The organism is Jeotgalibaca sp. PTS2502 (assembly GCF_001975685.1).
In the GTDB taxonomy this organism is placed as follows: domain Bacteria; phylum Bacillota; class Bacilli; order Lactobacillales; family Aerococcaceae; genus Jeotgalibaca; species Jeotgalibaca arthritidis.
In genome coordinates this window covers 136899-160603 of record NZ_CP019433.1, presented here as the reverse complement: position 1 = coordinate 160603, position 23705 = coordinate 136899, and the positions used below count along the sequence as shown (strand labels likewise).

Below are 23705 nucleotides of genomic sequence, written 5' to 3'. Positions count from 1 at the left end.
GCTATTGTCAACTACTTTTTTTATAAAGGTTAACAATGTGCGCAAAAAAAGAGAGCAGCTTAGCTCTCTTCTGTTATATTCTATTAAGGTAAAACTGTAATGGTCATTGTTTGACGACCAAATGCCCAAGCAGCGTTTAAATCAGTAATATGAACATCAATTCTGTTTCCAATGATTGCTGAACCAGTATCTCCAGCAATAAATGTACCGTATCCTGGAATAACTACTGTTGAACCTAATGGAATAACACTTGGGTCAACCGCAATAACGTTTGGTGTTTGACGTAAGTTAATGCCAGTATAAGTGTAGTCACTTAATGATGGTTGGTTTGTTGAGTAAGCTGTTGCTTCAACAGTTATTGTATAACCTTCTGAAGTTGCTGGTGCTGTTTCTTCAACGACTACTTCTTCAACAACTGGTGTTTCTACGACAGTTTCTACAACTGGTGTTTCAACTTCTACAATTTCTTCCTCATGGCTAACATCGTATGAACGTGTTTCTTCACCTTCTCCAACCGTTACAATTGAACCGTCAGATGACAGAGAAATTTTGTTTCCTACAATGATCATATCCGCATTTGAAATGTTATTTACTTCTACTAGTGTATCTAATGAAATTTCTGTTGCTGCTGCGATAGCTGATAAAGTATCGCCCCATGTTACCATGTAGTTGCTACCATTTTCATCTTCTTGAATATCTTGTTTAATTTCGTCAACTGAGCGAGCTGTCCATGTAGCTGCACTTGCTTCAGTTGGGTTTGCAAATGCTAAAATACCTGAAAAAGCAATTGAAGCACCTGTTACGAATAATTTTCTTTTGATTGTCATGTTTATATTTCTTTCCTTTCTTAGAAACCGTGGCTGTTCTTCAGCCTGCTATATACAAATTTCATCACCTTTTGTTCCTTTCAAAAAGGGATGTCTTTCAAAGCCAAAGTAATCCTAACACTTTTTTTTGCTATTATGGGCATTTACACCTTATTGTCAACATGCCTTAATGGTTTTGTATTAAGAAAGGGTGTTCATTACAAAACAAACTCAAATATTACATAGATTTCAAGAAACATTTGTTTTTGTAACATTAGAATTGTCATTATTTTCTAATTTTTATTGATAAGACAAGCTTTCTTATGTGTTTTTTCCAAACAAAAGTTTGCACAAAAAAAGTCGACGTTTGAACGTCGACTTTTTTACACAATATTTACTTTATTTAACGACCGTAAACTTGGTTTCTGCTAATGCATTTGAGAATTCTAGCTCTTCAATTGGTCTAGAGCTATCAACTACTGCTTTTTTGGCTTCGCGATCAACTGTAACGTTTGTGACACCTTCAATTGATTCAAACCGTTCTTTAACAGTTGTTGCGCAACCCTCGCACTTCATACCATCAATTTTTATTTCTACTGCCATTATTTCTCTCCCCTTCCATTTTGTTTCTTAGCTTTAAATCGTTTCAAGCGTAATGCATTAAGTAATACTGAAACAGAGCTGAAGCTCATCGCCGCTCCAGCAATCATCGGATTAAGTAACGGGCCACCAAAGATATGTAATAACCCCATAGCAACTGGAATCCCTAACACATTATAGGCAAAGGCCCAGAATAAGTTTTCCTTGATATTTTTAATGGTTGCTCGGCTTAATTCAATTGCGGTTGGTACATCTGTTAAATCACTATGCATCAGAACAATATCTGCTGACTCAATTGCAACATCCGTTCCACTTCCAATCGCCATACCAATATCTGCCTGTGCCAGAGCTGGGGCATCATTAATACCATCTCCGACCATCGCAACTTTTTTGCCTTCTTTTTGTAATTCACTGACATGGAAGGCTTTATCTTCTGGTAAAACATCGCTTAATACACGCTTGATACCGACTTCTCTTGCAATTGCTTCTGCTGTTTGTTTATTATCGCCTGTCATCATGACAACTTCAAGTCCCATTTGTTGTAAAGTTCGAACAGCCTCTTTGCTGTTCACTTTTAAAGTATCTGCAACAGCAACAATGCCTTGAATTTCATTATCTAACGCTAAATACATCGGTGTTTTTCCTTGTGAGGCTAGTTGATGAGCAGACGTCTCTAAGTGGCCTAACTCGATCTGGTTATCACTCATCAGTTTTAAGTTTCCGAGTAGAACTGTTTTTTCTTCTATAGAAACACTGATACCATGACCCGGAATTGCCTGAAAATGACTTGTTTTTTCTAAAGTTAGTTGACGGTTTAAGGCTTCCCTCACAATAGCTTCCCCTAAAGGATGTTCCGATCCAACTTCTGCTGATGCAGCGAGACCTAATAAATCATTCTCTGATAAATCTGCTAAAGTGATGATATCCGTTACTTTCGGCTTACCTTCTGTGATTGTTCCCGTTTTATCGAGAACAACGGTTTGAATACTGTGTGTTGTTTCGAGTGCTTCACCACTTTTAATCAACACGCCATTCTCAGCACCCTTTCCTGTTCCAACCATAATCGCTGTTGGCGTTGCAAGCCCTAGTGCACATGGACAGGCAATAACTAATACAGAAATAGTAATGGTTAATGCAAAAACCCAAGATTCTTGGCCTAAGAAATACCAAGCTAAGCCAGATAAAATTGCTAATCCGATGACAATAGGAACAAATATTCCTGAAATTTTATCAGCCATTTTAGCAATGGGAGCTTTTGAACCTTGAGCATTTTCAACAAGCGTAATGATTTGAGATAGCACTGTGTCTTTTCCAACCTTAGTTGCTTCATAAGTGATGGTTCCATTTTGATTAATCGATGCCCCAATAACCTGATCGCCTACTTCCTTCTCAACAGGTAGACTTTCCCCAGTCAACATAGCTTCGTCAATAGACGTTCTTCCTTCTACAATCACTCCGTCCACAGCGATTTTTTCTCCTGGTCTTACTACAAGCTGATCGCCTACTTCTACAGCATCTATTGGAATCTCAACTTCCTTACCTTCTCTCATAACTCGAGCTGTTTTAGGAGCTAATCCCATCAGCGTTTTTATAGCTTCAGATGTTTTACCTTTGGATACTGCTTCAAAATATTTTCCGAGTGTAATGAGAGTCAAGATAACAGCTGCCGACTCATAATAGAGTGCCATCGCAAAATCTGCTTCACCATTAAAAATACGAACAGTCGCATATACACTATAAAGAAAGGCAGCACTTGTTCCTAGTGAAACGAGAGAATCCATATTAGGATGTCCCTTAACAAGTGCCTTGAATCCTGATGTAAAGAATTTTTTACCGATTATCATAACAGGCAGAGTTAAAATAAATTGAATGACTGAGAATGCCGTAGCATGATGCATGGGATCAATCACACTTGGAATAGGTAACCCAATCATATGTCCCATTGAAATATAGAATAATGGAATGGTAAAGATGGCTGATAACCAAAATCGCCGCCACATTCCTTTAATATGTTCTTGTTTCTTTTCACGATCTTGATCAACCGTATCGATAACTTCCTTCGCTTGGTAACCTGATTCATGAACTGCATCCATAATCGCCTTTGTAGAAATACGATCAGCCGGATATTGAACTGATAATTTTTCTGTGGCTAAGTTAACAGACGCATAGCCTTCTCCAACTAATTTCCCAACTGCCTTTTCTACGGACCGGGCACAGCTAGCACAGGACATTCCTTCTATATCAAATACTTTAGTTGTCAGCGGTTCGATAGCTTTATAACCAGCTTCAGTTATCGCTCGCTCAATTTGGGTAAAATCAATAGTATGTTTTGAAGAAACAGTTAGTTTTTCAGTTGCTAAGTTAACAGAGGCTTGATCAACCCCTGCCACTTTAACTGCAGCTTTTTCTACTGCCTGAGCGCAACTCGCACAAGACATACCTTCTATATTATAAGTCTCTTGTTTCATGGTCTCACTCCTTTTATTAACAGTGGCACTGGCCGGGTATACAGTTACAGGCAACAGAAGCTGGCGCTGTCTGTCGTTTTTCTTGAATAATAGTAGCTAGTTTGTCTAAATCTGCTTGACTCAGTTGAGAGTCTTCCACCAAATTAGCTAATACATGTCCTACCTTTGTTGAACAAATATGATTAAGAACAGCTGAGGTCATTGACTGAATACTTTCTTCCTCAGTTTGGATTGCTGAGTAAAGATATTTATTACCTTCTTGTTCAGTAGAAACAACGCCTTTATCCACTAGACGTCCAATTAATGTTTTTATTGTTGCAGCTTTCCAACTCATTTTTTCCATTAATACATTGCTAATAAAACGACTCGTTACAGGTTGGTTTGTCCAAATCACTCGCATAATTTCCCACTCTGCATCAGATATTTTGCTTTCAATTGCTTGTTGCATCGTACGATTACCGCCTTTCGTTTACATTTGTAATCAACTCATATTTATAGTTTACATCCGTAAACGATTTTTGTCAACAAAAAAACCACTAACCTATTCGCTAGTGGTTTCTTGTCTTATAAAACTTTACCTGGATTTAACAGATGGTTAGGATCAAACACCGATTTGATATTCCTCATCAATTCAAGATTAATATCAGCTGTCATTTGATGGAAATAGGTTGCTCTTAAGTCACCTTTTTCTTCCCATACAGCTTGACTTTGGATATCACCTCTCGTAATACAAGTGTGTAAATTAGCTTCAAGCCGCTCTCTTCCTCTAATACTTTCCTATAACGATAGAGGGTATCGATATGATTAATTGGAACAATCTCATCCATTGTCACCTGTTTCCAATAACTCACAACAGATGCGAGAAGGCGATCTTTTAAATACCATGCTGTATGTTCTTTGCTAATATCAATCAATGGTAATAATTCAATACAATGTTAGTTTAAAACACTTTGCTCAATCGATTCATTACTATCTCCATCTAATATTATCAAGAGATAGGCTTATCCTTTTTGATTTGGAAAAGCTAATTTATTTTCTTTTTTACCTCATGCAATGGCTCCTCTTTATTTGCAAAAGCTACCATTATATAGTCTCTCTTCTATTTAGTTTAAAAGTTCTTCTATTGTGTCTAACAAGCTTTCTGTTTCATTACTGCCAATTTCAGTTTTTGATACGGCCTTCACATCAGGATGGCCATTTGACATAACAAAGCTATGACCAACTTCTGTTAGCATTTCAATATCATTCGGGCTATCTCCAAAAGCAGCTGATTCTTCCTTTGTGATACCCCATTTTTCTTGAAGGATACGGATCCCACGCCCTTTATGCATACCTGGTTGAATCAAATCAACAAAACCAAAGCCACTCGCTACTGGGATTAAATCACCATTTAGTTCACCATGTAAATAATCTAGTACTTTAGGAACTTCTTCTTCTGGAAATGCTGTAGCAAATTTAAAAATATCATCGTTAATATTATCAAAGTTAGTAACTTGAACAAGGTTACGGAAATATTTTTGGAACATTTTATAGTAATCACTAGGAATATCGGTATGAACATAGGCACCATTTTTACCACATAAGATAAACGGCACGTTTCCATACTCTCTAAGTGTGTGTATCGCATGACTAACCACGTCCATCGAGATAAGAGCACTATCTAATTCTTTTCCATTTTCAATAATATAAGCACCATTTTCTGCGATAAAAGTCATTTGATCATGGTAGTCTTCTAAATAATATTTTAATTGGGGAAACTGGTTGCCGCTCGCACATACAAAGCGAACGTTTTTTTCTTTCATTTGAGTAAACAGTTTTGAAAACCGTTCTCTATTATATTCTTTTTCTGAATTTAAAAAGGTACCGTCCATATCTACTGCAATTAATTTTACTACCATCTTTATACTCTCCCCTATTCCATTTCAATCGTACCTATCTATTCTACCAATAATCGGCCTCATTTTACAGCCGGGCATGATATCCTTACATATTGTTCTTTCAACTTCAATAAATCACTTATCAGAATATTGGCTACACTCTAGATGAGAATGCTATTAGAAAATAACTTATTTTTTATCTTCAATATGATAAACGCAGTGGATTAGGAACGTTGATTTCTACTATGTTATTTTATTCAATTGCTTTCTTTATTTCATGGGTTCTTTTAATAGTTATTTGGTACTTCACAAGTATTCCAGTAGGACCAGACGCTTACATGCATTTTAGATAAAAAATAAACTTGGAAAAGTAGCTGATTATGGCTGCTTTTCCAAGTTTTTTATTGATTATTTATTAAAGTGTCGAGTGAGGACGAATCATTTGCTTAGTCGACACTTTTTGAGCTAGATATGCTAACTGTTGAAAAATCATTGTTCACTCGACAGGTTTTCTACTTTTTATGTCGAATAGGTAATCAAACTGACACTCAATCAGTCTTTTTTCTTATTATTTTACTGTGAAAGCAGCCATCGCTTCTGTCGAGCGTGCTTCAGCTAATGCATTTTCAATAATGTCTAATACGGCTTGTTTGTCTTCCATACGTTCAACAATATCGTATTGATCAATTGATAATTTAATTTTCGCACTGTAGTCATAATCTTGATACCATTGCTCATAGTTATCATAAAGTAAACGATAATAAGCAAGTAAATCTGGATTATCATCAATTTGCTCGAAATCGCGACCACGTTTTTTAATACGTTCTAAAATCATTTCAAATGAGCCATCCAAGTAAATTAACAAATCTGGCGCTTTTTTAGGAATACCATCTAGTTCTTCCATCATATTATCTAAGAGATCATTATAGATATCCATTTCTTCAACAGAAATGTTTCCTTGTAAATGATTCACCTTAGTAAACAAGGCATCTTCATAAATGGAACGGTCCAGAACATTATTATTGTCGCTTAGAGCGGCTTTAATGCTTCTAAAGCGTGCATTTAAAAAGAAGATTTGTAGGCTAAAAGCCCATTTTTCTTGGTTTTCATAAAATTTATCTAAAATTGGATTATGGTCAACACTCTCATAAAACGCTTGTGTCCCCATTTCTCTTGCTATGAATTCTGTATAGGTTGATTTACCTGCTCCAATCATACCTGCCAAAACGATCACACTCATCAGATCCCTTCCCTTTTGTTAAAATAACAACATTTAGTATTGTATCATTTCCAATAAGCAATATATAGTATTTTTTTATGATAATCCGAATAAAAAAGCTCTCAGAAAGGAGTCTTCTGAGAGCGTCAATTATTATTCTGCTGAATCTACATAGTTTTGGTAGAATTCTTCTACTTTAGCTGGATCAGCTACTAATTCATTTCCTGTTTCAACTAATGGACTAACAGTTGAGTAAGCTTTTAGTTTGTTACCAGCGTATGCTGCGTTAATTTCATCTTGGTTAATCGCATATAAAACTGCCTTACGCAAGTCAGCACTGTCAGAAACGTCACGGCCACTTGTATTAAATAACATATAAGCTACACCGTTACTTGGAATACTTTGAAGTGCTAGAGCTTCTTCGCCTTCTACGATATCATATTTCGTTTCATCCAATCCGTACAATAAGTGGATTTCACCAGAACGTAATGAAGATAGCGCACTATCTAAATCGGCAATAAAGCGAACAGTGACGTTAGCAATATTAGCTTCGTGCTCTGTTCCTGTCATGTAAGCTGGATTTTTTTGGAAAACAGCTTCGTAGTCATTCTTTTGAATCATCGTATATGGACCACTTGTATAAAGGTGGTTATCGTAAGTTGCGCCTTCTGTTACAGCACGTTGATCACCGTAAGCAATATCTGTATTCACATCGTAGCTTGCTACATCATACGTATTGATTGCTGTCACTTGTTTCTCAGAAACAATACCTGCTGATTGGTGAGCTAGGTAGTTTAATACTTGTGGGAAAGGCTCTGTTGTTGTCAACTTAAGCACTTGGTAACGACCTGCTGCATTATCCACTTGGTCTACTGCTTCAACTGCTTCAGTTAAACCAGCAGGTAAATCAGCTTCCAAAGCTTCAAGAACGGTTGCTGAACCATCAGATAGTTGAGCTGATTCTAATTCGCTTAAATCGGTTACCAATTCTACAGTATTAATATGTTCGTGCAATGAGTATGTACGGTGGTCAGGGACTGAATTTGCATCTTTAGCACGGTTTAGTGAGAAGATAACATCTTGTCCGCTAACTAATTCACCTGTATCGACAGCTTGATTGTTTTCTACTTTTGCAAAGTTAATATCATCTCTTAACACAAAGTAATAGTCTGAATTACCTTCAGCAATCGCATGGCTGTATGATAATGAACCGTCAGAAACAACCTTATCGTCATCTGTTAAGTTCACTAAACGCACATACATATTCGTATTTAATTGGTTGATTGAACCATCATTTCCTTTAATTGGGTCAAGTGATGTTAAGTTCCCCATTGTTTGCGTTAATAGCAACGTATCCGTGTCATTTAGGGACTCGTCAACAAAAGAAACTGGTTCCCAAGCAAATGCACGTGATTTCGATAGACGAATAGAATCTGCTTGTAAGACATTTTTATTAAAAGCTTGTGCTTTTAAAGACGTATACAAGGGAACGATATAAGCATTCTCCGTTACTAAAACATCTTCCAACTCTTTATAAGTTGATACATACTCTTCTGGTGTTTCAAGAGCTGCTTGATTAATTAAAGCATCGACATCAGGGTTTGACATAATACTATAGTCCCCACCTGTAATAAATAGTGAACGAACCGCATAGTCAGGGTTACCTGTTACTGTTGTCCAGCTCGAAATAGCTAGATCATAGTTACCTGCTTCTTTTTGAGAGGTAAAGCTCGCATAATCAGGTTGGGTATTTAATTTGACATCAAAGCCATTTTTAATCAGTTGGTCGCGGACGATATTCATGTCCGTTTCATTTGCACTTGTTCCTAAAATTTCAATCGTTGTTTTTTCGGCAACATCGACTGTTGCAGCACTGTCTGTATTACCAGATGTTTGATTCGCATCGCCTTCAGTTTGAACCGAGCAAGCTGCCAATACCATAGCAGCAGTTGCAATAAAAGGTAGTAATTTTTTCTTCATCTTTATTCTCCTCCGTTTGTTGTTTTTTAATTCAATTTAGGATCCGTTGCATCTCGCAAACCGTCCCCTAAAAAGTTGAATGATAATACTAGTAAAATAATCGCCAAGCCTGGATAGATAGCCAAGTAAGGGTTGGTTTCTAAATACTCACTACCAATTCTGAGGATATTCCCCCATTCTGGCACATGAGCTTCAACGCCTAGTCCTAAATAACTCAAACTACTTGTTGAAATAACCGCCGTTCCGATTGTTAGAGTGGAACGGATAATCATTGGCGCCATAGCATTTGGAATAATATGTTTACGGATAATAAACAGATTGCTTTGTCCCAGTGAACGAGCAGCCTCTACATATTCGTAATTAGCAACTTGCATCACGTTTGCCCGCATTGTTCTTGCATAAGATGGAATGGATCCTAAACTTAGTGCAATAATTAAGTTGGTCGTTGAAGCACCAAATGCTGCTACAATCGTAATCGCTAGTAACATTCCTGGTATAGCATAAAGCACATCTAACAATCGCATGATGATGCTATCTGTACGATTACCGTAAAAACCAGAAATAGCTCCTAGACTACCACCTAAGAAAAATGGTAGCAATGTCGATAGTAATCCGACAGAAAGTGAAATTTGTGAGCCAAAAATAATCCGCGAGAACACGTCTCTTCCATAATTATCTGTTCCAAACGGGTAAGCTAATGATGGTTTTTGCAAGATATTTTGGTAGTTATTTTGAACAGCAAAGGTTTGACTAAAGGTCCAATTGCTCGTGACTGCCATAGCAACTAAGAAAGTGATAAAGAACAGGCCTAGTAAAGCCGCATGGTTACGCGTTAACTTTTCTCGGACACTTGTTTGACGTCTTTCTCCAGATAAGTTTTGATCGAAACGCACCATCGAAACAACAACAAACAATGCTAATACATTTCCAGTTATAGTTGTTAGACCTAGTAGAACAAGCAAGGTATGTTTCAATGGTTTAGACCAGCTATACCATTGATCCCCCTTTATTAAAATAAAAAGGTGGAAAAGTAAGATGGCAACCAATCCATAGTGGGTTGGTAAAAACGTATTTGAAACAAAGGGTTTAAATAAATTTAAGCCACTTACCACAATCATAACAAGGTCAACCAACACCATATAAATACTATAAATATAGGCTGTCGTTATTACCTTTTTCACTAAGAACAAACCTGATATGAAACTAAAGATATTTCCAGCTGCTAATCCTAGTATAAAGAGCACAGCTGAAAGGCTGATCAATCGATTTGGCTGCTCTAAATTAATCCGATTTCGTTTAATTAAAAAGACTAATAAACTATGTAGACTACTAACGACAATATTGACGGCAGCTGCCACTAATAAAATAGGTTGAAATGCTGTTATAGATAATAGTAGAAAGACAACAGCTAAAGCCCATGACAAGCCGTTATTAAATTGCATTTGATTTATAATCTGTGATACACGATAACTTCTCATTTTATCTCCCCCCTACTTCCCATATTGTCCATTTTGAATATTTGAGCGAATACGAGGGTCTAAGAAACTATAGAGCATATCAACAAACATATTAACGATGGAAAGGATGATAGCAATATAGATAACCCCGCCCATCACACTCGGTATATCTGGGATAAATTGCTTATCTACTATATAGCTACCAACACCATTAATATTAAATACTTTTTCAGTTACCGATGAACCACCCAACATGCCTCCAAATTGAAGTCCAATGACGGTTACAATCGGAATTAAGGCATTAGGAACGGCATGACGTAAAATAATACGGCTACGTGACAAGCCTTTCGCTCTAGCTGTTAAGATATAGTCTTCATTAATCACTTCTAAAGTAGATGATCGAGTCATACGCGCAACGGATGCCATTAAGCCTGTTCCTAAAACAACTGCCGGCATAATCAATGACGCCATATTATTGACATTATAGGTAGCTGGCAACCAACCTAAGTTAATGGAAAATGTCAAAATAAAAATTAAGCCTTGCCAAAAACTTGGGATAGAAATACCAATCAGAGCGATAAACATAAATAAATGATCAAAGGTTGAATTAGCTTTAACGGCTGCATAAACACCTGCTGGTAGTGCGACTATGACTGATAGTGACAAGGCAAAGAGAGTTAATTCAAGCGTCACAGGGAATCGTCTGAGTAAGGACGTCACCACACGCTCATTACCTTGGTAGGCATTACCTAAATCAAAAGTGAAGACACCTTTTATCGTTCGACTTAATTGACTCCAATAAGAATCATTTAAGCCATGCATATTTCTGAAGTTTTCAATCTGATCAGGGGTTGCTTGATTTCCTAAAATATTAGTCGCGGGATCAGATGGTGAAAAATAAAGAAGTGTAAAAACAATAACGGTTACTCCAACAATAACAAAGAGCATCATGACCAAACGAGCTGCTAAATAATAGAGCGTTGGCTTTGATACAATACCTAAAAAGAGATACATCGGCCATGCTAGGATAATGGATAAAATAAAGAGTGGTGTATAAGCGAACGCATCAAGTGTTGCTTTTAAATAACTATACTCCTCAACTTGCTTATCCTCATAGTAAGCTGTTTTCCACTTTTCTTTTTCATTCTTGAGTTCTAATTGAAAACGACCTTCTACATCTTTTTCAATTTGAATTGGCGTTTTTTCAATGCTTAAGTATCGGTTCTTCTTTAACTCTTGCTGTTGAATCTTTTCTTTTAAGTCTTGCTTCCGTCCACTTGATTCAAAGGCTTCATCAATATCAGCTGATGATAAGTGATGCTTGGTCTTTTTACTCAAGAGGAATGTTATCCAGACAATTAGATGAAAGAACAGACCACTGATGACTAATGCGATTTTCCACGACTGTTTTTGGTAAGCTCTTGTGTAAAGATACTGGAGGTTATCCAGCCATTTACTTTTTCCTACTGCCTCCAACTACTCTCCTCCTCTTTCAAAAAAAAATACCCCTAAATAAACTGTTCAAAAAACAGTCTACTTAAGGGTAAAATAGTTAATTTTACGGTTCCACCTTAAGTAACAGCACGCAAAAAAGCAAGCTGTTGCTCAGTCCAATACGGAATTTCTTCTATAATGGCTTGCTGTAACGGGCAATCCCGTTATGGGCTGATTATAACGTCACCCATACGACTCCAAGATGCACTTCCAAACCTTTTATCAGATCCCCTCACACCAAACGGGACTCGCTTTACTCATAATCTAGTCTGTACTCTTCTTTTCATAGTCTTTTATTTCGAATGTTTAGCTGATTCTTAATATAGCAGAGCGCCTTTCTTCCGTCAAGAACAATCGCTTACTTTTTTTCAGAAGAAAAGTTTCCTTTCTTTTTCAGAGAAAGCGTGCTATTTTTTGATTAACACTATTTTCTCGAGGAAGGATGTCAATATGACTGCTTTACTATCAATTCAAAATTTATCAGTGTCATTCTCTGTAGGCTCTGATGTGCAGAAAGTTGTTTCTGACGTATCATTTACTGTTGGAAAAGGTGAAACCATTGGCTTAGTAGGTGAATCTGGCAGTGGTAAAAGTGTAACTGCACGTTCCATCATGCAGTTATTATCTCCTAATGCCCATGTTCACCCTGAATCACGTATTCTTTATTTAGGTGAAAACCTGTTAGAAAAATCTGAAAAAGACATGCGGTCTGTGCGAGGAAAAGACATTAGTATGATTTTCCAAGACCCCATGACATCACTCAACCCGACCATGACTCTTGGCAAACAGATTAGCGAAACCATTCGTTACCACGAAAAAGTTTCTGAGAAGGAAGCCGAAAAGAAAGCCAAAGAAATGATGACCCATGTTGGGATTACGGATGTGGATTACCGTTATAAACAGTATGCCCATGAATTTTCTGGTGGAATGCGTCAACGCATGATGATCGCTATGGCTTTAGCATGTAACCCATCTCTAATTATTGCGGATGAGCCAACAACAGCCCTTGATGTGACCATCCAAGCCCAAATTCTAGATCTGTTAAAAGATATCCAGAAAAAATTTGGTACGGCAATTATTTTAATTACGCATGATTTTGGTGTTGTCGCTAATATGTGTGACAAAGTGGTTGTTATGAAAAACGGCCACATCGTTGAACAAGGAGACACCTTATCTGTTTTCCAAAATCCAGTTGATGACTATACTAAGATGCTACTGGCTGCTTTACCTAAATTAAATGAGACAAAATCCGTAAAATCCTTAAAAAAACTAGAAGAGATTCATAGCGGAAAGCGTGACGTTATTCTAAATGTTTCTCAATTGCAAAAAGAATTCGCTTATGGACGTCATCATTCAGTCAAAGCCGTTGACCAATTAAGTTTCTCTATTTACCGCGGTGAAACACTAGGACTAGTTGGAGAATCAGGTTCTGGAAAATCAACAACTGGGCGGACTATTTTACGACTCCACCAAGCAGACAGTGGTGAAACATTATTTGAAGGATTTGATATTAATAGCTTGAACAATGCGGAATTGAAAGCAATGCGTAAACATATGCAAATGATTTTCCAAGACCCCTATGCTTCACTTAATCCAAGAATGAAAATTCAAGATATTATTGGTGAATCGCTCGACATTCACGGATTAGCTAAAAACAAAAAGGAACGCAACGAACGTGTCACTGAACTATTAGAATTAGTTGGCTTAGAGGCCTCTTACGCCCAACGCTTTCCTCATGAGTTTTCAGGTGGACAACGTCAACGAATTGGTATTGCGCGAGCCTTAGCGGTTAATCCAGAATTTATTGTTTTGGATGAACCACTATCAGCTTTAGATGCTTCTATCCAAGCACAAATTGTAGATCTACTAGAAAATCTTCAAGAAAAGCTCGGCTTAACCTACTTATTCATTGCCCATGACTTAGCAATGGTTAAAAAGATTTCTGATCGAATTGCAGTTATGTATAAAGGAAAAATCGTTGAATTAGCGGATGCTGAAGAACTGTTCGCCAATCCGATTCACCCTTATACTAAAAAACTATTATCAGCTATTCCTGTTCCTGATCCAACATTTGAAGCAAACCGTCCAAGTGTCAGACAGGCACAGCTAGAGCTGACCAACTATGAGGGACAAGAATTCAAAGAGGTATCTCCTCATCACTGGGTATACTGCTAAAATAATTTAATTGGAGGTTGTCCCATGTCACTGGGTCTACGAACAGTAAAAATCGCCAGTTCAGCTTTTATTGCTATTATAGTCGCTGGCTGGTTGGGGCTAGACTATGCTGTTGCAGCTGGTATCATTGCTATTTTAAGCGTCTTGGACACAAAAAAGACATCCCTTCTCACTGCTGGTCAGCGGTTAGTATCAACTATTCTAGCCTTGAGTATTGCAGCCGTTCTTTTTTCTATATTAGGATTTAATGTCTATGTCTTTGCCTTGTATCTATTACTTTATGTACCATCTGCTTATTTACTAAAGGTTGATTCTGGTATCGCACCATGTTCTGTATTGGTTACTCATTTGTTAATCGAACAAAGTACATCGCTAGAATGGCTGACCAATGAATTACTTTTAATGATTGTTGGAGCTGGAATTGCACTAATCATCAATTCTTATATGCCTTCCAAAACAAATCATATCGTTGAGTTGAAGGAAGCAGCTGATACTTGTATGAAGGAGGTTTTATTATCCTTTTCTATTGCCTTAAAGGATGGTAGTCCTTTCAATCGAGACTCACTCCATCAACTTAACCAACTTTTGTCTGATGCTGAGCGTTTGGTTTTAATAGAATCTGAAAACAGAATTTTAAATCAATCAGAATATGATATTCGCTATATTGAAATGCGTAAAAGCCAAGCAACCATTTTAACTTATATGGAGAAAAATCTAGCGATTTGTGTTATTCCAATGAAAGAAAATAAAATTCTATCCGGTCTTTTTTACCTTACTGCCAATCAATTGCATGAGTCTAATTCAGGTGACTATTTGTTACAAGACATTGACCTTTTACTGAATCAGTTTAGAGAGAGTCAATTACCTCAAAGCCGACCTGAATTTGAAAATAGAGCGATTCTTTTTCAATTGTTGAACGATTTCAGTCGCTTTATTCAAACCAAAAAAGACTTTTATGAACGTCATCAAAAATAAGAAAAGCGGACAAGTCCGCCTTGGCCTATGAAAAAATAGGAAATTTGACCCTGAATTGTCAGGAGACTTCACGCTTCAGCGGGTTAGTCGAATGATATGCGTTAGCGAGCAGCGAAGCGCGCAATGGGGCAAATTTATCTTTTTTTCACTAGGTCAGGACTTGGGAGCTAGACATTGATGGCTGAACTTATAATCCCCTAGTCTATAAAAAAAGTGGTTCGGGAATTTTCCCGAACCACTTTTTGTTTTACTCAATACTTAAAATAATAATTCCTATAATAATTCCCACAATCGCCATGTATTGCCCTTTTGTCAGTTTTTCTTTTAAGAAAATACGAGAAAGGATAATCGATACAACTGCATAGGCAGAAATCATTGGTGCGACAATGACAGCATTGGAACTAATCGCATAAACATAGAAGAATTGACCAATCGTTTCAAAAATAGCTGCAGCGCCACGATCTTTTTGGTCCTTTAATTTAAACGGTTGTTTTTTGATAATAACCACATAGATAAAAGCTACAATCGCTACTAAGAACCACGTAAATTCATACGATAGATTAGCTTGCATTTCAAGCGTTGCTTCATCTAGATTAGCGTAAGCATCAAAGAACCATGCATCCGCAAACGTTCCAATTGAATCAAGAATCGCATAAAACAATGGAAACAGTAAGGCTATTGCGCCGTATTTATACTTGCGATCGATCACTTCTTTGTTTTCCAAACGTTCTTTTTCTGCCAGACGATGTTCAAATACGCCTAGTAAGACAACGCCAGCGGTAATCAGTGCAATGGCACCAAATTGAAGTCCTGTCACAGATTGTCCTAAAAAGATAAACGTCAGTAAGCCTGCAATGGCACCTGATGAATTTTGAACAGGTGCTGAAATAGATAACTCTAAAAATCTTAATCCAGCATAACCAACTGCCATAGATGTAATATAAAAGAATGATACCGGTAAGTACTTAAGCATATAAGACGGATCATAAGAAACGCCTTGGACTACCATGACATATACAGCATGGATTCCCATAATAAATCCAACCATAATAACGGTCTTTAAATAACTATATTTATCGTCTGGGACAGACCCTTTCTTGTAAAATAAATCTGCTGTACCCCAAGATACTGTTGCAATGATTGCAGGGATAAACCACCACATTTTCTTATCAACTCCTTCATACTTTTTTCATACTCAAAAAGTATACTAGATTTAAGTATAAATAGACATCACTTTTTTCATATCTGTTTGTTATGAAAAAGGCTATCATTAGCTTTTTCTTTTATTCAATGCTATAATAGTTATATATTATGCGCATTTAATTAATATATTTTTTATGTTAATTAACCGAGCGCAAAAATGGAGGGAAAGATTTTATGAAATTAACAGCTCAAAAAAGAGAAAGATTAGGTACTTCAGCTTCAAAACAAGCACGAGTAGATAATAAAATTCCAGCAGTTGTTTTTGGAAAAGAATTCGATGCAACTCCGGTATTAGTCGATGCCAAGCAATTTGAAGAACTGTTGCGTTCAGAAGGACGAAATGCGGTTTTCAATATCGTCATCGATGGTGAAGAAACACAAGTTATTATTAAAAACGTTGACCGCTCTGCTTTAAAACCAGAATATTACAACGTTGAATTACAAGCCATTACAAAAGGACAAAAGGTTACCGTTACTGTTACGATTAATGCAACGGGTGCTGAAGAAATTAAAGCCGGTATCTTGACTCAACCGTTAAATGAACTAGAAATTGAAACAGAACCAACTCATATTCCAAGTGAAATTGAAGTTGACGTTGCTAGTCTTGAAATTGGTGATTCATTAACGGTTGCTGATTTGAAAGTCCCTGAAAATGTGACGGTCTTGTCGGATGCTGAAACAACAGTATTCGTTGTTGCCGCGCCTCAACTAGAAGAAGAAAGCGATACAGACGCAGAAGTTGCTGAGCCAGAAGTCATTGGTGAAAATGCGGACGCTGAAGAATAATGACCTCAGACCGAGACTTTTGTCTCGGTCTTTTCTATATAATTACAAAAGGTAATTGAGTTTTATCTTAGAGTGTGGCATACTTTCATTAGAAAATCCTCATTTAAAGGAGTAATTATATGACTATCACTTATCACAGTACACGTAACAACCAATTATCTTATACAGCTTCAGAAGCTATTCTAGCAGGTATTGCACCAGACGGTGGTTTATTTGTCCCATCTGCTATTCCACAACTAACACTGGCATTAGAAGATTTAGCAAAAAAATCTTATCAAGAGATTGCTTTTCATGTTTTAAAAGCTTTTTTAACTGACTTTACAGATGATGAAGTTAACGAAAGTATCCAAGTTTATAATCAGGAAAAATTTGACACTACCCTTATCACACCACTTGTAGAAGCTGGTCACGATCATTATCTAGAACTCTTTCATGGCCCTACAATTGCCTTTAAAGATATGGCGCTCTCTATTCTGCCAAAATTAATGACTATTTCGGCTAAGAAGAATAACAGCCAAGAAGATATTGTCATTTTAACAGCGACTAGTGGCGATACTGGTAAAGCTGCTCTTGTTGGTTTCGCAGACGTCCCGAATACGCATATCATTGTCTTTTATCCAAAAGATGGTGTTAGTGATATTCAAGAGAAGCAAATGCTGACACAAAAAGGTGATAACGTTCATGTCGTTTCCATCGAAGGGAACTTTGACGATGCCCAAACAAAGGTAAAAGAACTATTTGCTGATAAAGACTTAGCATCTGACTTACACGCTAACAAGCTTCGCTTTTCATCTGCTAACTCGATTAATATTGGCCGTCTCATTCCACAAATTATCTATTATGTTTATGCGTACGGCCAATTAGTTGATCAACTGAGTATTCAAGCTGGTGATGCTATTAATGTGGTTGTCCCAACAGGTAACTTCGGTAATATTCTAGCCGCTTATTATGCGAAAGAAATGGGCTTGCCGATTAATAAATTAGTCGTAGCATCAAACGAAAACAATGTCCTAACTGACTTTTTCAAGACAGGAACCTATAATCGTAACCGTGATTTTATCTTGACTTCATCACCTTCGATGGATATTTTAGTATCAAGTAACTTAGAACGTCTGCTCTATCACCTTGCGAGTGAAGACACACAATTAGTAGCATCGTATATGGCTTCATTATCGAAGGATGGCTTATATGAAGTAACAGCTGATATGCTTGAAAAAACGGTCGAATTCTATGCTGGATTTGCAAGTGAACAAGCGGTCTCTGACCAAATCAAGCACACTTTCGAAGAGTCAAACTATGTTCTTGATCCCCATACTGCTGTTGCTGCTTATGTGGCGAATGACTATCGTTCAAAAACAAATGATCAGACAACAACTGTTATTGCTTCAACTGCCAGTCCTTATAAATTCCCATTGGCTGTTTTAGAAGCGACAAATAGCAATTTCAAAGAAACGTCTTTAGAAGATTCTTTATCGCAATTACGTGATTTAACTGGCATTGCCTTCCCTAATGCCATTGAAGAAGCCCTTAATGACCCCATTCGCCACCATACTTCGGTAAAAGTGAATGAAATGAAAGATATTGTCAAAGAAAAATTAGGTATTCAATAATTTTATGAACATACAGGCAGAAAAGTAGAATAATATTCTACTTTTCTTTATACTTGCTAAAGAGTTATCTTATAGAACGACTATTTTAGGAGGTAAAAACAATGGATACTGTCATTATTATTGCAATTTTAGCTATTTTTTACTGGATTGTTATTCTTATTACAACGCATGGCAGCGAAATACGTGAAATTTTCAACACGTGTCTTCACTGCACTGGCCATTGGTCTTGTTTTTGGTATTATTATCCAACTCTTATTTAAAGCAGACAGCGACGTTACGACTGTAGCGATTGACTGGATGAGTATTGTGGGGTCTGGTTATGTTAGATTCTTACAAATGTTAATCATGCCGTTAATTTTTGTTTCAGTTGTAGGAGCCTTTACGAAGATTGAACAAACAAAGGACTTAGGTAAAATTAGTATTTCTGTATTAGTAACATTGTTAGCTACTACAGCTGTTGCTGCTTTTATCGGATGGGCTGCTGTTATTATCTTCAATTTAGATGGTGCGCAATTTGTTGAAGGAGCTGCGGAAGCCGCTCGAATTTAATCACTAGCTGAGCGTCAACAACAAGTCTACAAGCCATTCTTAATTTAGGTGTCTTCGTATTAGCTTCATACGCTGCTCTATTCGTTGTCTTGATTCTTCACAGTATTATTCTAATTACTCAAAAAGTTAGCCCGCTAACTTATTTCAAGAAGGCATTCCCTGTTTTAAGTTTTGCCTTTACTGCACTCTCAAGTGCAGGTGCGCTACCTTTAAATATTAAAACTCAAACAGAAGCGCTAGGCGTGGATTCAGCTTCAGCTAACTTTGCAGCAAGTTTCGGCGTTTCAATTGGTCAAAATGGTTGTGCGGGTGTTTACCCTGCTATGTTGGCAACCATTATTGCGCCAACTGTTGGTATTGATGTAACGAGCGTTGGGTTTATCCTAACTTTAATTGCAATTGTAACAATCGGTTCATTCGGTGTTGCTGGTGTTGGTGGCGGCGCAACTTTTGCGGCTTTAATCGTACTAGGCGCTTTAAACTTACCAATCGCGATTGCAGGTCTTGTTATCTCTGTTGAACCTGTTGTTGATATGATGCGTACAATGGTTAACGTTAACGACTCTATGTTAGCCGGTGTTGTCTCATCCAGAACCATTAAACAATTTGATGACAGTGTTTTAAATAACCCAGAAGCGGTTGTTGAAAACGACGGTATGTAATAATTTCAAAGAGAGCCAGTCTTGATGACTGGTTTTTTTGTGTCTTTAACATGTTATAATAGTTTGAAAGAAAGGAAGTTAGTCATGACCTCTAAAAACATAAGTGAATTAGCTAAATTTTATAAAAAAAAGCGAACTGAACGCATTGATGCCTTAGAAAAAGCAGGTTTTGTTGGTACGGAAGAAAAAGACTTATTAGCCAATCATTTGGCTCTTTCTGAAGATGTTGCTGATAGTATGATTGAAAATCAAGTAGCGACTTACCAACTTCCATATGGACTGGCTCTCAACTTTTTAATTGATGACCAGGATTATGTCGTTCCTATGGCAATGGAAGAACCATCGGTAATTGCTGCAGCGAGCTCCGCAGCCAAATTATTTGCACAACATGGTGGCTTCCAAACCGCAGTCACTGAACGTATGATGATTGGACAGGCTATTTTAACCAACGTTCCTGATCCAGAAAAAGCAATTGCAATCATTGATGATTATGAAATTGACATCATTCAAAAAGCTAACCAAGCTCACCCTTCTATTGTTAAACGTGGCGGTGGCGCAGATAGCATCCGTATCCGTGAAATACAAGCTGATCCTGAATACAATACGCCCCACTTTTTAATCGTTCATTTGCATGTGGAAACATTAGAAGCCATGGGTGCTAATATGATCAATACGATGATGGAGGCTATTTTGCCTTATCTGGAAGAACTGAGTGGTGGGACTGCTCTTATGGGAATTCTATCCAATTATGCGACGGAATGTTTGGCAACAGCGAGCTGTCGCGTTCCTGCTGATGCTCTAGCTAAAGGCGAGCTAAGTGGTGAAGAAGTAAGAGATTTAATTGTTCTTGCTTCTCAACTAGCAACTGTTGATCCTTATCGTGCAGTCACGCATAACAAAGGCATTATGAACGGGGTTGACGCTGTTGTTTTAGCGAGCGGGAATGACTGGCGCGCTATGGAGGCTGGTGTTCATGCTTATGCGTCAAGATCTGGCCAATACCGTGCTCTTTCCAGCTGGAAGACGGCTGATAATGGCGATTTAATTGGGGAATTAACCTTACCGATGCCAGTTGGAACAGTTGGTGGCTCTATTTCTTTCCACCCTGGTGCTAAGATGACTCACCATCTTCTTGACTATCCTAATGCTGAACAACTTGAATCAATTATTGTCTCAGTTGGATTGGCTCAAAACTTTTCAGCTATTCGCGCGCTCGTCACAGAAGGTATTCAAAAAGGACATATGGGACTACATGCTCGCTCGCTTGCCATTAGTGCGGGTGCCACAGCTGATGATATTGAATGGGTTGCAGCAGAATTAAAAAATCATAAACACATGAATTTAGCTCAAGCAAAAGAAATTTTAGATAATCTAAAACAGAATAGATAGGAGTAAGAGATATGATCCTTATTAAAGAAATTGATCTTTTAGAAAGTAAAAAAACCATTATTTGGCTAAATGTAGCTAGTGTCATTCTAACGATACTGTTTATTTTCTTCTTTGGTTTTATCGCCACTCTCATTTTAGGTAATGGCGCCTTTGAACAACATTTTGATTTATCTACTTCTTTTAAAGGTTTTCTCATTATGTTCGGGATTGTGATTGTTCATGAACTCATCCATGGTCTTTTCTTCAAACTATTTAATCCTGAAGGAAAGGTGAAATTTGGCTTTAAAAATGGTATGGCTTATGCGACAAGTCCGCAATCAATCTATACAAAAGGACAATTTTCCATTATTATTTTGGCACCTTTTGTCATCATTAATAGTCTCATTTTCATTGCCTTTCTACTAGGCTGGTTTCAAGGTATAGCCTTTATTTTCTTCTCAGCCTTTCATGCGGCTTCTTGCGTAGGGGATTTTTACTTCATTCTATTGCTATTAACGACCGAAAAAGGTGCTTATGTAGAAGATACAGAAGTTGGCATAACTTTTTACCGATCAAATCAGGCTTAAAAAAATCAGTAGCGACCACATATTAAGTGGGTCGCTACTGATTTTTTTATTATTTAACTAAATAGAAACGTTTATGATTTTTAATGCCCGCCAAACAAAATTTTGACGGATCTTCTTTGGTTTCTACGACCACTTCACTACCATCTTGTGGGAGCTGTTGTGAGAAAATCGTTTCGTAATCCGCAACATAAATCTGTTGGCGGCTATCGAACAGACTTTTATGTGTTTCAATTGCCAGCTGCGACTTGTAGCCTTCTTCTAAAATAGCTGTAAAGAATTCTCCAACCGCACCTGATCCGTAACTAAACAAACCAATACGATCTCCTTCAGCTAATTGACTATCTTGTTCTAATAACGATAACAGTCCAAGGTACAGTGACCCTGTATAAATATTTCCGACATTACGGCTGAATGTTGTGCTCAGTTGGAACAGCTCTTGCAGCTCCGTTTGTTTATCTTCATCTGCTTCAGCTAAAATTTGTCTGAGCGCTTTTAGCCCCATTTTCGTATAAGGTAAATGGAAACAGAATGCCTTAATATCCTCAATACTCATCGTTGTTTTTTCTTTATATAGATTCCATGTTTCTAAGAAAAACGACATATATTGTTCATTAGAATATTGGCCGTCAACCATAGCATATTCTGAATAAGTTGGTCGCCAAAAATCCATAATATCTTTTGATAAGTATGCTGAATTATTTTCTAAGCTCATGATACGTGGATTAGCGCTAACTATCATCGCTACAGCTCCCGCTCCTTGTGTCACTTCACCACCAGTCGCTAGTCCATAACGTGCAATGTCAGTTGCAATAACCAAGGCTTTGCGATCAGGATTTAAGGAAATATGCCCTTTAGCCATTTGAATACCTGCCGTCGCACCATAACAAGCATGCTTCATTTCAATAGAACGTGCATGAGGCTGAATCCCTAGCAATTGATGAACATATACAGCAGCAGATTTCGATGCGTCGAAGCCACTCTCTGTTCCTACAATCACTAAGTCAATTTTATCTAAATCGTCTTGCTCTAATATTTGGAAAGCAGCATTTGCCGCCATTGAGACGATATCTTGGCTTAATGGCGTAACAGCCATTTGACTTTGCCCAATACCAATTGTATATTTTGCTGGTTCATCACCTCGAGCCTCCGCCAATTCATTCATATCAACGTACATGGGAGGTGTATAGAAACCAATCTTATCTATTCCGATTCTCATAGCGATCTCCTTTACTACTACATTTAATTAAACTCCACGTAATTATAGTATGTTGTTTTAAATAATAACACAAGTTTTTCTTTTTAAACTTAAGCTTATTTTATCATTTCCAACGCTTTTCTCATATTTTTGGTAAAATAAAAGAAATAAGGAGGTAGACTATGACTGTAATTATTGATGGAGATGCTTCTCCAGTAAAAACGATTATTTATGAAGAAACAAAAAAGCGTAGCTTGCCCGTTATTTTAGTGACGAGCTTTGCTCACTTTTCTAATAAGGAAATTCCGCAACATGTTGAAGTTGTTTATGTTGATTCTGACCGTGAAGCTGCCGACTATCGGATTATGGCGCTCGCCAAAAAAGGGGATCTTTTGGTTACTCAAGATTACGGCCTCGCTTCTCTCGCACTGGGTAAGCAGTTAACTGTTCTACACCATAACGGTTTTCTTTATACGCGCCAAAATATTGATCAACTATTGGAATCTCGTTATCTCAATGCTCAAATGAGGAAAAGCGGTAAACGAACAAAAGGTCCAAAAGCATTCACGCAAGACGACCGAAATCACTTTCGCGCAATTTTAGAAGACCTTTTAGATCAGTAGAAGTGAATAGAACTGGTAAATATAATTTCCATTCACTCTAGCCATCAAAAATGCCCTCATTGGACTATCAC

At 37.4% G+C, this 23705-nt stretch carries 20 protein-coding genes, 2 pseudogenes and 1 other annotated feature; of the genes and pseudogenes, 10 read left to right on the top strand and 12 right to left on the bottom strand.

The features are described from left to right. Nucleotides 1–83: 83 nt before the first annotated feature. The 6 genes from BW721_RS00750 to BW721_RS00725 all read right to left on the bottom strand — a co-directional run bounded on the left by BW721_RS00750 (nucleotide 84) and on the right by BW721_RS00725 (nucleotide 5772). A complete protein-coding gene (locus BW721_RS00750) occupies nucleotides 84–827 on the bottom strand; it encodes a 3D domain-containing protein (protein WP_076765244.1) in 744 nt (247 codons plus the stop codon). A 378-nt stretch (nucleotides 828–1205) separates the two neighbouring features. Next, on the bottom strand, nucleotides 1206–1409 hold the full coding sequence (locus BW721_RS00745) for a heavy-metal-associated domain-containing protein (protein WP_076765242.1): 204 nt from the start codon (nucleotides 1407–1409) through the stop codon (nucleotides 1206–1208). After that, nucleotides 1409–3874: a heavy metal translocating P-type ATPase gene (locus tag BW721_RS00740; RefSeq protein ID WP_076765240.1), complete on the bottom strand. Its 2466-nt coding sequence runs from the start codon at nucleotides 3872–3874 to the stop codon at nucleotides 1409–1411. The genes BW721_RS00745 and BW721_RS00740 overlap by 1 nt, the downstream gene beginning before the upstream one ends. A 16-nt stretch (nucleotides 3875–3890) precedes the next feature. After that, nucleotides 3891–4322, bottom strand: coding sequence for a CopY/TcrY family copper transport repressor (locus tag BW721_RS00735; RefSeq protein WP_076765238.1), 432 nt, complete (start codon nucleotides 4320–4322; stop codon nucleotides 3891–3893). 116 nt (nucleotides 4323–4438) lie between these two features. Continuing rightward, nucleotides 4439–4528 (bottom strand): FAD-linked oxidase C-terminal domain-containing protein, encoded by a 90-nt coding sequence (locus tag BW721_RS12290; RefSeq protein WP_076765236.1) that lies wholly within the window; start codon nucleotides 4526–4528, stop codon nucleotides 4439–4441. 449 nt (nucleotides 4529–4977) lie between these two features. After that, nucleotides 4978–5772, bottom strand: coding sequence for a Cof-type HAD-IIB family hydrolase (locus BW721_RS00725; RefSeq protein WP_076765234.1), 795 nt, complete (start codon nucleotides 5770–5772; stop codon nucleotides 4978–4980). A 224-nt stretch (nucleotides 5773–5996) separates the two neighbouring features. Between BW721_RS00725 and BW721_RS00720 the strand changes: the two genes are divergently transcribed. After that, nucleotides 5997–6104 carry an AbgT family transporter gene (locus BW721_RS00720; RefSeq protein ID WP_232222952.1) on the top strand — a complete coding sequence of 36 codons (108 nt, stop codon included), beginning with the start codon at nucleotides 5997–5999 and terminating at the stop codon, nucleotides 6102–6104. A 215-nt stretch (nucleotides 6105–6319) separates the two neighbouring features. Here BW721_RS00720 and BW721_RS00715 read toward each other — a convergent pair whose 3' ends face one another. The 4 genes from BW721_RS00715 to BW721_RS00700 form a co-directional block, all read right to left on the bottom strand. Continuing rightward, nucleotides 6320–6991 (bottom strand): deoxynucleoside kinase, encoded by a 672-nt coding sequence (locus tag BW721_RS00715; RefSeq protein WP_076765232.1) that lies wholly within the window; start codon nucleotides 6989–6991, stop codon nucleotides 6320–6322. A gap of 132 nt (nucleotides 6992–7123) precedes the next feature. Then, nucleotides 7124–8950: an ABC transporter substrate-binding protein gene (locus BW721_RS00710; protein WP_076765230.1), complete on the bottom strand. Its 1827-nt coding sequence runs from the start codon at nucleotides 8948–8950 to the stop codon at nucleotides 7124–7126. A gap of 26 nt (nucleotides 8951–8976) precedes the next feature. Continuing rightward, nucleotides 8977–10428, bottom strand: a complete 1452-nt coding sequence (locus BW721_RS00705; RefSeq protein ID WP_076765228.1) for an ABC transporter permease — start codon at nucleotides 10426–10428, stop codon at nucleotides 8977–8979. 12 nt (nucleotides 10429–10440) lie between these two features. Continuing rightward, a complete protein-coding gene (locus BW721_RS00700) occupies nucleotides 10441–11883 on the bottom strand; it encodes an ABC transporter permease (protein WP_076765226.1) in 1443 nt (480 codons plus the stop codon). Nucleotides 11884–11943: 60 nt separating this feature from the next. Further along, nucleotides 11944–12197, bottom strand: a binding site (T-box leader). A 154-nt stretch (nucleotides 12198–12351) separates the two neighbouring features. Between BW721_RS00700 and BW721_RS12285 the strand changes: the two are divergent. The 3 genes and pseudogenes from BW721_RS12285 to BW721_RS00690 all read left to right on the top strand — a co-directional run. Then, nucleotides 12352–13119 (top strand): annotated as a pseudogene (locus BW721_RS12285) (ABC transporter ATP-binding protein); the annotation flags it as partial. A gap of 60 nt (nucleotides 13120–13179) precedes the next feature. After that, nucleotides 13180–14076, top strand: a complete 897-nt coding sequence (locus BW721_RS12280; RefSeq protein WP_442905237.1) for an ABC transporter ATP-binding protein — start codon at nucleotides 13180–13182, stop codon at nucleotides 14074–14076. A 24-nt stretch (nucleotides 14077–14100) separates the two neighbouring features. Then, nucleotides 14101–15051: an aromatic acid exporter family protein gene (locus BW721_RS00690; RefSeq protein WP_076765222.1), complete on the top strand. Its 951-nt coding sequence runs from the start codon at nucleotides 14101–14103 to the stop codon at nucleotides 15049–15051. Nucleotides 15052–15298: 247 nt separating this feature from the next. On the opposite strand, the gene BW721_RS00685 is transcribed toward BW721_RS00690, so the two are convergent. Beyond that, nucleotides 15299–16213, bottom strand: a complete 915-nt coding sequence (locus tag BW721_RS00685; protein WP_076765220.1) for an EamA family transporter — start codon at nucleotides 16211–16213, stop codon at nucleotides 15299–15301. 215 nt (nucleotides 16214–16428) lie between these two features. Here BW721_RS00685 and BW721_RS00680 point away from each other — a divergent pair, with 215 nt between their 5' ends. The 5 genes and pseudogenes from BW721_RS00680 (at nucleotide 16429) to BW721_RS00660 (ending at nucleotide 21816) form a co-directional block, all read left to right on the top strand. Beyond that, entirely contained in the window at nucleotides 16429–17040 is a 612-nt protein-coding gene (locus BW721_RS00680) for a 50S ribosomal protein L25 (protein ID WP_076765218.1), read from the top strand. 119 nt (nucleotides 17041–17159) lie between these two features. Continuing rightward, nucleotides 17160–18650, top strand: a complete 1491-nt coding sequence (thrC, locus tag BW721_RS00675) for a threonine synthase (RefSeq protein ID WP_076765216.1) — start codon at nucleotides 17160–17162, stop codon at nucleotides 18648–18650. 147 nt (nucleotides 18651–18797) lie between these two features. Next, nucleotides 18798–19861, top strand: a pseudogene (locus BW721_RS00670) (cation:dicarboxylate symporter family transporter). Nucleotides 19862–19945: 84 nt separating this feature from the next. Further along, on the top strand, nucleotides 19946–21250 hold the full coding sequence (locus BW721_RS00665; protein WP_076765214.1) for a hydroxymethylglutaryl-CoA reductase, degradative: 1305 nt from the start codon (nucleotides 19946–19948) through the stop codon (nucleotides 21248–21250). Nucleotides 21251–21261: 11 nt separating this feature from the next. Then, on the top strand, nucleotides 21262–21816 hold the full coding sequence (locus tag BW721_RS00660; RefSeq protein WP_076765212.1) for a DUF3267 domain-containing protein: 555 nt from the start codon (nucleotides 21262–21264) through the stop codon (nucleotides 21814–21816). A gap of 49 nt (nucleotides 21817–21865) precedes the next feature. On the opposite strand, the gene BW721_RS00655 is transcribed toward BW721_RS00660, so the two are convergent. Continuing rightward, entirely contained in the window at nucleotides 21866–23032 is a 1167-nt protein-coding gene (locus BW721_RS00655) for a hydroxymethylglutaryl-CoA synthase (protein ID WP_076765211.1), read from the bottom strand. A 161-nt stretch (nucleotides 23033–23193) separates the two neighbouring features. On the opposite strand from BW721_RS00655, the gene BW721_RS00650 reads away from it, so the two are divergent. Next, a complete protein-coding gene (locus tag BW721_RS00650) occupies nucleotides 23194–23634 on the top strand; it encodes a YaiI/YqxD family protein (protein ID WP_076765209.1) in 441 nt (146 codons plus the stop codon). The last annotated feature ends 71 nt before the right edge of the window (nucleotides 23635–23705 follow it).

What these genes read in the sequence shown, in the direction of transcription:
- BW721_RS00690 (WP_076765222.1), top strand. Translation starts at nt 14,101, where the DNA reads ATGTCACTGGGTCTACGAACAGTAAAAATCGCCAGTTCAGCTTTTATT.
- BW721_RS00720 (WP_232222952.1), top strand. Translation starts at nt 5,997, where the DNA reads ATGTTATTTTATTCAATTGCTTTCTTTATTTCATGGGTTCTTTTAATA.
- BW721_RS00715 (WP_076765232.1), bottom strand. Translation starts at nt 6,991, where the DNA reads ATGAGTGTGATCGTTTTGGCAGGTATGATTGGAGCAGGTAAATCAACC.
- BW721_RS00710 (WP_076765230.1), bottom strand. Translation starts at nt 8,950, where the DNA reads ATGAAGAAAAAATTACTACCTTTTATTGCAACTGCTGCTATGGTATTG.
- BW721_RS00655 (WP_076765211.1), bottom strand. Translation starts at nt 23,032, where the DNA reads ATGAGAATCGGAATAGATAAGATTGGTTTCTATACACCTCCCATGTAC.
- BW721_RS00740 (WP_076765240.1), bottom strand. Translation starts at nt 3,874, where the DNA reads ATGAAACAAGAGACTTATAATATAGAAGGTATGTCTTGTGCGAGTTGC.
- BW721_RS00750 (WP_076765244.1), bottom strand. Translation starts at nt 827, where the DNA reads ATGACAATCAAAAGAAAATTATTCGTAACAGGTGCTTCAATTGCTTTT.
- BW721_RS00705 (WP_076765228.1), bottom strand. Translation starts at nt 10,428, where the DNA reads ATGAGAAGTTATCGTGTATCACAGATTATAAATCAAATGCAATTTAAT.
- BW721_RS00680 (WP_076765218.1), top strand. Translation starts at nt 16,429, where the DNA reads ATGAAATTAACAGCTCAAAAAAGAGAAAGATTAGGTACTTCAGCTTCA.
- BW721_RS00660 (WP_076765212.1), top strand. Translation starts at nt 21,262, where the DNA reads ATGATCCTTATTAAAGAAATTGATCTTTTAGAAAGTAAAAAAACCATT.
- BW721_RS00685 (WP_076765220.1), bottom strand. Translation starts at nt 16,213, where the DNA reads ATGTGGTGGTTTATCCCTGCAATCATTGCAACAGTATCTTGGGGTACA.
- BW721_RS12290 (WP_076765236.1), bottom strand. Translation starts at nt 4,528, where the DNA reads ATGACAGCTGATATTAATCTTGAATTGATGAGGAATATCAAATCGGTG.
- thrC (WP_076765216.1), top strand. Translation starts at nt 17,160, where the DNA reads ATGACTATCACTTATCACAGTACACGTAACAACCAATTATCTTATACA.
- BW721_RS00650 (WP_076765209.1), top strand. Translation starts at nt 23,194, where the DNA reads ATGACTGTAATTATTGATGGAGATGCTTCTCCAGTAAAAACGATTATT.
- BW721_RS00745 (WP_076765242.1), bottom strand. Translation starts at nt 1,409, where the DNA reads ATGGCAGTAGAAATAAAAATTGATGGTATGAAGTGCGAGGGTTGCGCA.
- BW721_RS00665 (WP_076765214.1), top strand. Translation starts at nt 19,946, where the DNA reads ATGACCTCTAAAAACATAAGTGAATTAGCTAAATTTTATAAAAAAAAG.
- BW721_RS00725 (WP_076765234.1), bottom strand. Translation starts at nt 5,772, where the DNA reads ATGGTAGTAAAATTAATTGCAGTAGATATGGACGGTACCTTTTTAAAT.
- BW721_RS00735 (WP_076765238.1), bottom strand. Translation starts at nt 4,322, where the DNA reads ATGCAACAAGCAATTGAAAGCAAAATATCTGATGCAGAGTGGGAAATT.